Below are 12,023 nucleotides of genomic sequence, written 5' to 3' on the forward strand. Positions count from 1 at the left end.
TGTGTTAAGCCTGCCGCTAGCGTTCATCCTGAGCCAGGATCAAACTCTTCATCGTTTGTTCTTAAATAATAATACCAATAACAATACAACTAAAGTAAAATCTAACCTCATCATAAATGAATCTAGTCTTAATTCTTAAAAATTTGTATGAAAGCAAATGATGAAATTTCCGCATTCGCCGAAATAATACAAAATTATACTTTCAATACGCGCTGTCAATCAATATATCAATGAACTCGTAAAGCTCGTATCACCACTCTTAATAATGATACTAAACCCTCTTTGCTATTAGCCAGGGAGTCGAACCCTAATTTACCCCTGTAACCAAAAGTAAAAATCCCATCTAATCCTTCCTATGAACGTCGCTTGCCTCTCAAAGCGGGTGCAAATATACAACCCCTTTTTTAACCACCAAAACTTTTTTTGAGTTTTTTCTAAAACCACTCCAAAACCAAAAAAAATCCAACAAAAATTCAAAAAACTAATCCCAAAAAAGAGATCGCAAAACTAAAACCCTTTTTTTAATCAACAATGGAATTTTTAATGAATTTTTGAGAAATTTTCAAGAATACGAGAAAGTGTTTGATTTTAAAAAATATAGAAACCTAAGATACTAAAATAAATGGATTCGAAGCTGAAAAAACTCGCCTTTTTTTACTCTAAAAATGTAATTGGATTATTTAACCCGCTTTACGCATTAGAAAATCCCCGCATGCCATTTTATTAAGAAAAAGGCGGGCAGGTATTACGGCTTGAAACTGCTTCGGTCGAAGTAAGAAGTGTATCTAGTCCTTCAATAAGCTCTGGACGATGTAGAATTTTGGATTCGAAAAGCTATTCTCGATACCCTCAATCAAGTTGAATCCAGACTAATTTTTCTCTATGTCATCCTAAGCGGAGTCAAAAGATTATTACGAAAAAACACTCGAATCAACACTTTTCTTTACTATTACTTTTACAATATACAACAAGTTATTTACTATTTAATTTTACGCTTTTCATTATTTTGTACCGTATCTGTCCATTTATTTCTCAAGTCATAAAAACTAAAGTCTAATGCAGTTTTCTGTTCTTCTAATATGTTCGATTGAAAACTTCGCTGTAGAATATCCTCTATCCAGTAATCTTCTTCTTCATGTATGGGATCGTACTCTTTCTTTAATGAAATATTAAAAATTTTTGCGGTATTATTATACCAAAAAGCTCTCCAACCACTTCTGTATTCTTTAACAAGATTAAACATTGTTTTTCCTGTTTGCCTATGGATAAGTTTTACCAATATTTGCCCTTCGGTACGTGTTAACTTTTTTAACTCTGAGGTAAATTCTTCTTCCATATATTTTTGAAGCATTTTTATATACTTCTTTTTTCTTCTCTTTGCCGATATTTCTTCTAACCTTTTATTAAGAGTACTTAACCTATCTGAGGCAAGCTTGGCGTACGGATAGACTTTGCGGGTTTTTCGTCGGAGAATTAAATACTTTCTTCTTGCCAATTTGTCTTCAAATTTAAGTTTCCCCAAAATAACCACTTCATCCAGATCAATAGCCTCGTGCGGAATGGTATCCCCCTCAACAATATAGTATTGCACATATCCCGAGGTTTCAGCTTTTAAAGAATCAACAGATTTTCGATCGTCTTTTTGGGCATACAATGATATGTTGTACACAATACACCATATATATAATAAGGATCTATACATCATTGATAATGGGGTCTTTCAAACTTTATATACTATTTATGTCGTGCATGCTTAAGCCTTCTGTAAAAGAAGTTAAGTTCAAAATTAATAATTAACCTGTTCTTAAGCGTGAAATCTATGTGAATATTGTTAATTTCGCAGAAAAAATTTCATATTCAATATATTATGGCCAAAAAAAGCATCCTTAATAAAAAATCTTTACAATTTTTAGAAACGTATTTAAATAATCCTTCTCCTACGGGTTATGAGTGGGAAGGTCAAAAATTATGGATGAATTACTTAGAACCTTATGTAGACGAATTTATAACCGATACTTACGGTACGGCTGTTGGTGTTATAAATCCCGAAGCAAAATACAAAGTCGTTATTGAAGGACATGCCGATGAAATCTCTTGGTATGTAAACTATATCACAGATAACGGTCTAATTTATGTCATTCGAAATGGAGGAAGTGATCATCAAATAGCCACCTCGAAGCGTGTTAATATTCATACTAAAAAAGGAATTATTCAAGGTGTTTTTGGCTGGCCTGCGATTCACACTAGAGATAAATCTAAAGAACAAGCCCCAAAACTGGATAATATTTGTATTGACGTAGGATGCTCAACTAAAGAAGAAGTACTAAAATTAGGGGTTCATGTAGGTTGTGTAATCACGTATCCTGACGAATTTTTTATTCTAAATGAGAATAAGTTTGTTTGTCGTGCTTTGGATAATCGTATAGGCGGTTTTATGATAGCAGAGGTTGCTCGTTTACTGAAGGAAAATCAAAAGAAGCTTCCTTTTGGATTATACATAACCAACTCGGTGCAAGAAGAAATTGGTTTACGAGGGGCCGAAATGATTACACAAACCATTCAACCCGATGTTGCGATTGTTACCGATGTTTGTCACGATACTACAACCCCAATGATCGAGAAGAAAACGCAAGGGGAAACTAAAATTGGTAATGGCCCTGTTATTTCATATGCACCCGCAGTGCAAAACAAATTGAGAGAATTACTTATTGAAACAGCCGAAAGTGAACAAATTCCTTTTCAGCGTATGGCTTCAAGCAGGATGACTGGGACTGATACCGATGCGTTTGCTTATAGTAACGGAGGTGTTGCTTCTGCGCTAATCTCTTTGCCCTTAAGATATATGCACACTACTGTAGAAATGGTACACCAAGAAGATGTAGAAAACATAATTAAATTAATTTATGAAAGTTTGCTAAACATTAAAGCAGGTGAAACCTTTAGTTACTTCGCAAAATAAACAAAATCTATATTCTTATATACTACCAAAATAAATCCTGTTCAAAGCAAGCAGGATTTTTTATTTTTAAAGTATGATAGATGAATTAATTGATATTGTAGATAAAACAGGGAAACCCACTGGCGAAAAAAGACTTAAGTCTGAAGCACATGCTTTAGGACTATATCACGCAAGTGTTCACATTTGGTTTTATACGGCAGATCAAAAAGTTTTGTTTCAGAAAAGAGCGGCTAATAAAGATGTATTCCCTAATCTTTGGGATGTTTCGGTTGCCGGTCATGTTGGTACCGGAGAGCTTCCTATACATTCTGCAATTCGAGAAATCGAAGAAGAAATAGGACTTAAAATTACAGAGGACGATCTAGAATTTATTTCAATTTATTTAGCAAAAAAAATCCCGAAACCCAATATTATTGACAATGAATTTCATCATATATATTTCTCTAAGTTAACAACACCAGTTCAAGAACTTCAACTTCAGACTGAGGAAGTCTCTAAAGTCAAATTATTTGAAATTGATATTCTCAAAGACATTATTGAACACCCGAAAAATTATAATAACTTCGTTACTCATGATCTTGATTATTACCAGTTAATTTTTGATCACGTACAAAATCGAATGAGAAGCAAATCATGAGAATTAATACAATCAACATGTTAAAAATAGGAATTTCCTATTACAAACTAAAATATCGCTATGCAACATCTAAAATTTAAAATTCTTGGTTTTCTTTTATTGCATGTCCTAACGGTTAGTTGTCAAAAATTAGAAGATACAGATTTGATATTGGTTAATAATCTTTCGAAATTGGTAAGAGAGGTTTCAGGAATCACAAAACTTCCCGGACATAATTATGTATATGCCATTAATGATTCTGGTAACGATAATTCAATTTTCACATTAGATCTTAATGGAGATATTATAAAGGAAATAGATTTACATAAAACCAAAAATATAGACTGGGAAGATTTAGCATATGACCATGATGGACATGTATACATAGGTGATTTTGGGAACAATAGGAACAACCGAAAAAATTTAGTGATTTATAAAGTTTCAGGTTTGCCTACTGTGAAAACTAAGATATCTGAAATACGATTTCGATTAGAAGATCAAGAAAAATTTCCTCCTAAAAAGAAGAGAAGAAATTATGATATTGAAGCTTTTATTTATTTAAAAGGTCATTTATATCTATTTACCAAAAATAGAAGCTCTGACTTTGATGGCACCACAAAACTTTACAAAATTCCCGCCAAACCCGGTGATTATGTGGCTAAATTAATTTCTACTTTTGAGACTTGTGATGATCATAAAGACTGCTTTGTTACCGCAGCGGCTATTAATGATACCGGCTCCAAAATTGTGCTACTTACGTATAATAAATTGTTCCTTATTGAAGATTTTAATGAGGATAATCTATTTGAAGGAAAGATTGAGAAAATTAAGTTAAAACATTATTCTCAAAAAGAAGGCATTTGCTTTGTAAATGATTCTACATTGCTCATTGTTGATGAAGGTGGAAAAAAATCTGGAGGTAATTTATATCGGTATATATTGAAATAAGAAATTTTAGCGTATTTGACCCGGTTTAAAAACTTAATCCAAAACCAAAAGTGGCCCGTATCCCATCATCGCTATTAAACAATCCTAACTGTCCGCCTATAGTATCCAATGCATTAATCCAAAATCCGCCACCGATAGAGTCATGCCAAGTGTTAGAATTTTCATTGTCTAACCACACTCGGCCAATATCATATCCAGAAAATATTCCTAATTGTAAAGGCAACAAACCTGTTTTAAACGTATTAAAACTATAGCGAAGATCACCGCTAAAGGCCAGAGCACTCTCCCCGATAAAGCGCTCTTCGCGATATCCTCTCAGACCATTAAGTCCACCAAGCATAGCACCTTGATAAAATTCAAAATCATCACCTATATTAATATGTGCAATAGCATTAGTTTTAAGAACTAGTTTTCTGTTTCTGGTAATTGCATTATAAAAGCCAAGTTTCGGAATAAGATACCCATACATTCGATCGGTATCGTCGACATTTATTCGTCCTCCTGTTTGAAAACTGAAGGACATTCCACGAGTGGGGTTTACGGGATTATCATAATTTTCGAAAGTGTATTTAAGATCCAGATTTGCAAAAAATTTACGTTCAAAAAAATTCGGATCATTTACTATAAAATCTAATCCTGCTGTAATAAACCGTCCGGGAGTATTTTGCACCTCTATTCCTTCATAATTAGCTTTCATAGAAAATTCTGCTCCGTTAAAACCTCTTTTAGATATTCCTAAGCCAAAGGCCCATGTACCAATTTTCACTCTATTAAAGTCTAAACCCAGATTGTCATCTTCATTATTAGTTTCGTTTCCGAAGCCAAAAAAATTCTGAGCAAAATTTTCACTTGTATATACTCCTGAAGCTGTAATATTTAAAGTACCCAATGCTTTTATGAATTCTCCCGAGTATGAGAGATCATATCCTTCAGTAGCAAAATAATAAGCTGCCCTTATTTTGTGTTTGCTGTGGTAAGGATCATTTTTAAAGCTTTTAATCGTGTACACATTAGTAATATTCACATTAATCCCGTCGTCTGGATTAAAACCTAAGAATGGTGTTACCGCATTAGTTTTTTCGAGATATTTTTTGAAATCATAAGTGTTGTAATCATAAGTGTTTGAAAATCTGAATTTTGCTCCACCTTTTTCGGTAATCGTATTCGGTTTTGAACTATGGTCATAAATTTTGATCTTTTTACCGTTTTGTATGGTATACACATCATCTCCTTGTCCTCCAATAATGCGTATTTCGATCAGATTTTTTCCGTTACCATTAACTAAGAACTCATCATCATCATCTAACCCATATAGCCAAATTTCGTTTGTTTCTTTTGAATCAAAAACTCTTTCTATAAGAGGTTGAGTTTCTTGACCATTTTTAATTCTTGAAACTTTAATTATAGTTTTTTGACCTTCTCTTCTAATTTCGAAGAGATCGTCTTTATCGGTACCCGTAAGTACTACGTGTTTTGAGACATAATCGTAATAACGACCAGCCATATCTTCTATACGATCTCTTCTTGCTTTGAGATTCCTTTTTATATTCTCGATTGTGGTATCTTGAAGTGTTATGGGAATATTTTGAAAAGCCAGGTCTATTGAAGCATTAGAGAGATTCTGTTTGATATACTTTGCCTCTTTTAACCAAGTTTCTTTTACCGAATTTTGAAGCAAAGCTCTATCCAGAGGCATTCCTGATTGATTGATCCATCTTACTTTCTTAAGGTCCTGGTCATACACCTGGAATTTACGAGAAAGTGGTGAGACAAATTTCACGATATCCAAAATTAAGCCATCATAATTTGAAAATACCTGATCTCTATCCCTAGGGATAGGTCTGTACGTTTTAGTTCCCTGAGTATCAAAACGAGCCCACCTCCATTGGTCGGCATGTCGATCCCAATCCCCTAAAAGCATATCAAAAAGCCTGGTTCTAATATAATGAGCTTCATCAATCTGATATTTCTCATCTTTTCTTAGTTTTTTAAAGACATTATCTGTGCTTTCGATATCATCTGGTCGACCAAAAGAAGGTTCATTATAGAATTCTTTTCCAGGTCGTTCTTCAAGAAAATACAGTTCATCACCAAATTTATCGTTGTATTTACCCAAGGCAGCATGCTTCGGAATATAATAAAGCTTTGGGTTAGCATGATATACTCCTATTGCATCAGCGAGAGGCGCTACTGCCAAAAATGCGTATGGATAGCTAGAGGTATAAAAGTCTGAAAGCACATCTTCGGTATATGTGCCGTCGAACCCTGCACCAAGGTAGGTGTATTTGAAGGCTCCTTTTTGAAGAAATTGGGTCACACTTTTTCGCATTGCTCTTAAACTAAAGCGTTTACCTTCTTTATCTACGAGACGCAAAGATCGTGTAACTTGCCCCCCACCTTGTCTTTCTATAGACAATCCCCCCATCAACGTATCTAATGTAGCCACGGGTACCGTAATATCCTTGCCATATACTTGTCGATAATGATCGCCCCAAAGAAATTTAAAAAAACTAGATTTCTCTACTTCATCTTTTTCATAAATAGAAGCCGAAATTTCTTTAGAAAAAGAAGCAGGCAAATTATCATATGTATTATGCTCTTCTTTTTTATGGATTCTGGTTTGGTACACCAACACAGCCTGATCATTTTTATTTGCGTAAAATCGTACGTAAGAAGATCCGTTTTTGTAAATATCTACTACTGCAAACCCTTGATCGGGGTAAGAAAACAAACCGTTTTTACCTAAAGAAACCGCTGAGACTTTGGAACCCGATCCAGATACTATTTGCTTCACACCATCGTCGTCTATAAATTGTAAAGAATGCTCATGACCCGAAATGAAGATTGCTTTATTGATACTTCTTGCCATGGTCGAAACCCGCTTTATAAACCTATTGTAATGTCTGTTTGATACATCTTGTGTCGACACTCCACCAAGAGATCTCATTAAAGTAACCAGAGATCCTAATCCGGGGAGGGGTATTTTATTTCTAAAAGGAAAAAGATGCTTATCGAAAGTAAAGTTACCACCGTGAACTCCGTTAGTGTATAATGGATGGTGCAATGCCAAAACAATAGTTTTATTGCTATTTTTTTTCAATTCCCCTTCTAATTCTATGAAAAACTTCTCCTTAGTTTTAATCTCACAATCATCATTAATCGTAGGGTGATTGTCCCAATTAACAAGATGCCATTGGGTATCCAAAATCAATAATTGAACTTTATCACTAATCGATATACTTTCTAAAGGACATCCATTTTCTGGCAGAAATGGATCTTTTTTATCTAATTTGGCCTCAACATACTTCTCTTGCCTCTTCAATCCTAACAAACCACCTGCATACCAATCATGATTCCCCGGAATGAAAATGACATTCCCTTGAAAATCATTAACAGCATCGATCTGTGCATTGATTCGATGTTCTGCAAGTGGTCTTTGAGTGGCATTTTTTTTAGGCATTCCTCTCTGATATATGTTATCTCCCAAAAAGACAACATGTGAACGCTTGGCATTTGCAGTATCTAATACTTTCTGTAGGATAGATAGCGCTTTGGTTTGTTGGTTAAGTTTAGCTGCTCCTGCATCTCCTATAAGATAAAAAGTTTGATCTATCTCATCATTAGGTAAGGTTTTTTCAAAGTCTTTGACTACATACTTAGGAGTATACGTTGCACATGAATTTGCTACCAGAAAAGTGCAGATCAATAGAATCTTACTATATTTATTCATTGTTGTGAAGTACAATCTCTTTTTTTTAATTATTTTGGTTATTGAAAAAATAATAGCATGACTTCATTAGTTGAAAAAACCGATAATTTCGTTTCAGAACTATTTAAAAAGGAATTACCAGATTCATGTATATATCATAACTACGATCATACCAAAAGAGTGTTTAAAAGTACGAAAGAAATTCTTGATAGTGTTAATCTTTCTGACGAAGATAAAGAAGTTTTATTATTAACCGCTCTCTTACATGATACTGGATATTCCAGAAGCTCAGACAACCATGAAGAACACAGTGCTGAAATTGCTCGTGAATTTTTAACCCAACACCAGGTTCCTCGTGAGATCATTGATAATGTTAATACGCATATTATGGCCACAAAAATGGAACATGTGCCTATTAGTCTTTCAGAAAAAATTATTAGAGATGCAGATGCTTCTCATTTTGCAAAAGCATATTACGGAGAAACTAGTGAATTATTACGACAAGAATTTAAGTTAAACAATGTTTGTAATTTAAATTCTTCAGAATGGCTCAAAATTAATATTGATCTTTTTCAAAATAAGCATCATTATTATACAGAATATGCTTTGACCCACTGGCAACCTAAAAAAGAGCAGAATTTATCTAAAATGATCGAGGAACACACCAGGATCAAGAAAGAAAGGAAGAAAGAAAAATTAAAAAAGATGCTCAAAGAGGAAAGTCCAGAAAAAGGCATACAAACCTTATTTAGGGTCACCTTGAGAAACCATCTTAAACTTAGTGATATTGCAGATACAAAAGCGAACATCTTATTATCGGTAAATGCTATCATCATATCACTTGCCCTATCTAATCTTATTCCCAAATTAGACAACCCATCAAATCAATATCTTATTTATCCTACGATGATATTCTTATTTTTTAGTATTGTATCGATTGTTCTATCTGTACTAGCTACACGACCTAATGTAACTAGTGGAGAATTTACGCGTAAAGAAATAGAAGAAAAAAAAGTAAATCTATTGTTTTTTGGGAATTTTCATAAAATGCCACTCGATGAATACAAATGGGCAATGACAGAACTAATGGATGATAAAGAATACATCTACGATTCTATGATAAAAGATCTCTATTTTTTAGGAAAAGTGTTGCATAAAAAATATAAGATTTTGAGAATAACGTATACAGTTTTTATCATTGGCATTGTATCCTCTGTTATATCGTTTGCACTTGCCTTTAATACATTGCAATAGTGTAATAAAGATACTAATTAAGTTCTTTCATTAGATCTTCATAGGTGTAGAATTCTTTATCCTCTTTATCTTTATGGTACAAAATATTTACTCGAATAGCTTTTAGCCCGGTAACTCCCTGAAGATCTTCAATATCTACAATCTCTATTTCGTCTTCCAGATAGTTTTTAGATTGTAAGAAGTTAATATACTTAATGTACTCTCTTTCATCTGATTTTTGTGAATAAATCACCACAAGTTTACCTTTTTCGGTAATTCGTTCATTGGTTCCCTTAATTCTGGACTTATCAACTCGCTTTTTTACGACTTCATATCTAGCATTATAAGTACCATCTACATCAAAGCGTTTTTCATCCATACGAAATCGTACAGAAAGTGAGGTATTAAACACCAATACCATCGAGGAAACATCAAGTGGAACAGGTAGATCATTTTTCATTTGATAATATGCATTTTCCATCTCACACATGACCTGAAGCTGCCATAATCTTAAATTATAAAGATAAATTCTATTAAAGCTATTGTGTTTGCTAATAGACTCTCCTATATACATATTGTGTTCTACACCGTCTGTTTTAAAACGTTCGAAATAATGAGGGTACATTCCTTGAGCTTCATCCTGCTTTTGATCTAGTAAAGATGCCAATTTTTTATTGATGATCATTACCGAGTCATCATAAGCCTTACGATGTTTGTAGACCGCTTTCAAATTTTTATCTAAAATCTCATTATACCCATCTATAAGCGCATCTAAATCCCTACTTCTCTTTTTGAGATGTTTAAAAAGTGGAGTAATATCTTTTTTAATGAAATTAACGATTTTTTGTTCGGTATCTACCTCGAGCTGTTCGGTAATAGATGCAATATAACTATTAGTTCTATATTCTAGTTGTTCATAAATAGGCAGCGCTTCGGTTTCTAAAACTTTTTGAAATACTTTAGAAATAGCATTAAGCTGCAATACCAGATCTTTTTGAATAGCATGATTTCGAGCATCTGAAGAGCCTCTGATGTCAATTTGCCCGTATAACGGAAATACATCATCAAAAACTACTTCTTGAAAAGAGATTGGAGTTTCTTCTACCAGCGATCTCATAAAACGCTTGGCTTCTTCTCTAAATTTCCAATGCACGCTAGGATGAATAGACGTACATTCTTGTTGTATAATTAGCTCTAGTTCATTTTCCATCTTGGCTTTGGATCTGAGTACAGAATCTACCAAATATGGCATTACATCCTGAAGTTTATTAGCATTTATACTATTTAATTCGTGTTTATTAGGTGAAACTATTTCTAAAATACCTAGCATTCCTCCTTCACTTTTAATAGGAGCTAAAATCGCACTCTTAATATTTTGTGCGACCAAATTTTTATACATAATCTCGTTAGGAGCTTGTTTTTGATATTTTCTAACATCTGAAATTGCAAAATATGTAGATTGTTCTAATAAAGCATCATATGTTCCAGAGCAAAGTGCTGTTTCGCAACAATCAGAATATTTATTGTACAAAATATAACTATCGATATTTTTGAAGGGTACTCGTTCAAGTGATTGATTTTCTGGATTATAATTTGAAAAACCAACTTTAATCTCGTGTAAGTTGAAAATTGCCCGAAAAATACGTTCAAAACTTCCTACGAAATCCCCTTCGGTTTTGTCATATTTAATAAGGCTTGTTTTGAAATCGGATAAAGAAACATCAGTAGTGACATCAAACATATTGGCTAAAACAATACCTTTAAATACCCAACTGTAAGGAGGGAACTTTTTTTTCCAAATCTCTACATTATCAAAATTATCCAAAAGTTCGGCGACATCGGCATCAGTTATATCTTTGGCTTTATCTGTTTTAATAATTTCAATAAAATCCCCATTATACATAATCCTGTAATGCCTCATAATCCCATTGGCATCAGGAATATCATAAAAGAAGGGTCTTCTAAAATCTATAGAATACCCGTAATATGTATTTAAAATGATACTACAGCCCATGATGAAGTAATGGTCTTCATCCAGATTTTTAATCTGTGGTTCAAAGTTTTGACCTGCAGCTTCTATAATGTTTTGATAACGTTTAGAAGATTTTAAAACTGTATTATTAAAAGGTATCGTAGCAATTTTGATTTCATTAGATTGTAAAATCTGAGCAAATGAATCCTCGAGAACCAAGTGAATTTGAGGTAGTAATTCTTGTACTCGCTCTTCGGTTTTTATGCCTTCTTCCAATTCGGGGTACTCTTCAACAATTTTTAAAATTCGCCTAGCGCGATCCTTTAGAAGTTCATTGTCGCTATCCAAATAACTTCTATACTGTTCAAAAAACTTAGAAAAGCTAATCCATATGTCTAACGGAAAATCCTGTTCTAAAACCCTCATATCTGCTTAATTACAGTAATTTAACAAAAATAATACAATCTAATTTAGTTAAACAAATATTAACATTTAATTAAAATAAAAATGTTAACAATTACGTGTAACTACATTTCTAAGATTCAGCGCAAAAATAAAACATATCTTTAACTTCCTTATATGTTTG

At 33.3% G+C, this 12,023-nt stretch carries 7 protein-coding genes; 4 read left to right on the top strand and 3 right to left on the bottom strand.

Features of this window, described 5'->3' with window-relative positions; translation table 11 throughout:
- Positions 1-979 precede the first annotated feature (979 nt).
- Positions 980-1,702 carry a DUF4294 domain-containing protein gene (locus tag J8281_RS17270; protein WP_371812632.1) on the bottom strand — a complete coding sequence of 241 codons (723 nt, stop codon included), beginning with the start codon at positions 1,700-1,702 and terminating at the stop codon, positions 980-982.
- A gap of 165 nt (positions 1,703-1,867) precedes the next feature.
- Between J8281_RS17270 and J8281_RS17275 the strand changes: the two genes are divergently transcribed.
- The 3 genes from J8281_RS17275 to J8281_RS17285 all read left to right on the top strand — a co-directional run bounded on the left by J8281_RS17275 (position 1,868) and on the right by J8281_RS17285 (position 4,523).
- The gene (locus J8281_RS17275) at positions 1,868-2,959 is read left to right on the top strand and encodes a M42 family metallopeptidase (protein WP_210198913.1); all 1,092 of its coding nucleotides are present in this window, start codon (positions 1,868-1,870) and stop codon (positions 2,957-2,959) included.
- 73 nt (positions 2,960-3,032) lie between these two features.
- Positions 3,033-3,596, top strand: a complete 564-nt coding sequence (locus J8281_RS17280) for an NUDIX domain-containing protein (RefSeq protein ID WP_210198914.1) — start codon at positions 3,033-3,035, stop codon at positions 3,594-3,596.
- 60 nt (positions 3,597-3,656) lie between these two features.
- The gene (locus J8281_RS17285) at positions 3,657-4,523 is read left to right on the top strand and encodes an SdiA-regulated domain-containing protein (protein ID WP_210198915.1); all 867 of its coding nucleotides are present in this window, start codon (positions 3,657-3,659) and stop codon (positions 4,521-4,523) included.
- 25 nt (positions 4,524-4,548) lie between these two features.
- On the opposite strand, the gene J8281_RS17290 is transcribed toward J8281_RS17285, so the two are convergent.
- Positions 4,549-8,253 carry a metallophosphoesterase gene (locus J8281_RS17290; RefSeq protein ID WP_210198916.1) on the bottom strand — a complete coding sequence of 1,235 codons (3,705 nt, stop codon included), beginning with the start codon at positions 8,251-8,253 and terminating at the stop codon, positions 4,549-4,551.
- A 57-nt stretch (positions 8,254-8,310) separates the two neighbouring features.
- Between J8281_RS17290 and J8281_RS17295 the strand changes: the two genes are divergently transcribed.
- The gene (locus tag J8281_RS17295; protein ID WP_210198917.1) at positions 8,311-9,486 is read left to right on the top strand and encodes a Pycsar system effector family protein; all 1,176 of its coding nucleotides are present in this window, start codon (positions 8,311-8,313) and stop codon (positions 9,484-9,486) included.
- A 13-nt stretch (positions 9,487-9,499) separates the two neighbouring features.
- On the opposite strand, the gene J8281_RS17300 is transcribed toward J8281_RS17295, so the two are convergent.
- The gene (locus J8281_RS17300; protein WP_210198918.1) at positions 9,500-11,863 is read right to left on the bottom strand and encodes a GAF domain-containing protein; all 2,364 of its coding nucleotides are present in this window, start codon (positions 11,861-11,863) and stop codon (positions 9,500-9,502) included.
- Positions 11,864-12,023 lie beyond the last annotated feature (160 nt).

The organism is Aquimarina sp. U1-2 (assembly GCF_017897595.1).
Lineage (GTDB): Bacteria > Bacteroidota > Bacteroidia > Flavobacteriales > Flavobacteriaceae > Aquimarina.

Coding starts and splice junctions, on each gene's coding strand:
- J8281_RS17270 (WP_371812632.1), bottom strand. CDS start 1,702: ATGTATAGATCCTTATTATATATATGGTGTATTGTGTACAACATATCA.
- J8281_RS17275 (WP_210198913.1), top strand. CDS start 1,868: ATGGCCAAAAAAAGCATCCTTAATAAAAAATCTTTACAATTTTTAGAA.
- J8281_RS17280 (WP_210198914.1), top strand. CDS start 3,033: ATGATAGATGAATTAATTGATATTGTAGATAAAACAGGGAAACCCACT.
- J8281_RS17285 (WP_210198915.1), top strand. CDS start 3,657: ATGCAACATCTAAAATTTAAAATTCTTGGTTTTCTTTTATTGCATGTC.
- J8281_RS17290 (WP_210198916.1), bottom strand. CDS start 8,253: ATGAATAAATATAGTAAGATTCTATTGATCTGCACTTTTCTGGTAGCA.
- J8281_RS17295 (WP_210198917.1), top strand. CDS start 8,311: ATGACTTCATTAGTTGAAAAAACCGATAATTTCGTTTCAGAACTATTT.
- J8281_RS17300 (WP_210198918.1), bottom strand. CDS start 11,863: ATGAGGGTTTTAGAACAGGATTTTCCGTTAGACATATGGATTAGCTTT.